Source organism: Pseudomonas sp. EL_65y_Pfl2_R96, from assembly GCF_963970905.1.
Lineage (GTDB): Bacteria > Pseudomonadota > Gammaproteobacteria > Pseudomonadales > Pseudomonadaceae > Aquipseudomonas.
This window is the reverse complement of record NZ_CAXAQH010000208.1, coordinates 1-539: the sequence shown is the minus strand read 5'-3', so window position 1 is coordinate 539 and position 539 is coordinate 1. Positions and strand designations below refer to the sequence as shown.

The window sequence follows — 539 nt, the reverse complement described above, 5'->3', positions numbered from 1 at the left end:
ATCTGGTGATCGAAGCGGTGTACGAAAACCTTGAACTCAAGCAGAAGATCTTTCGCGAACTCGATGGCCTGCTCAAGCCCGAGGCGCTGCTGGCGAGTAATACGTCGGCGCTGGATATCGATGCGATTGCTGCCGCCACCCGACGCCCTGAGCAAGTTCTGGGCCTTCATTTCTTCAGCCCGGCGCACATCATGAAACTGCTTGAAATTGTCCGTGGCGCGAAGACATCACCGGCCGTGGTGCACGCCGCGCTGGCGCTGGGCGAGCGCATGGGCAAGGTCAGTGTGGTATCGGGCAACTGCCACGGTTTTATCGGCAATCGCATGCTCCATCCGTATGTGCTTGAAGCACGCAAGATGCTGCTGGAAGGGGCTTACCCACAGCAGGTCGACGCAGCCTTGCAGGGCTTTGGTTTTGCCATGGGGCCGTTTCGCATGTACGACGTGGTCGGCATCGATCTGGAGTGGCGTGCGCGTGAGTTGGCCGGCAAGGGCCAGGAGGCTCCAGAAGTTCAGGTGGACAACCGCTTGTGCGAGATG

Annotated in this window: 1 protein-coding gene; it reads left to right on the top strand. The window is 59.6% G+C overall.

Annotation, left to right across the window (positions count from 1 at the left end; all coding sequences use genetic code 11):
• The coding region (locus AACY49_RS30250; protein WP_339527924.1) for a 3-hydroxyacyl-CoA dehydrogenase family protein at positions 1-539 on the top strand (539 nt) is incomplete at both ends.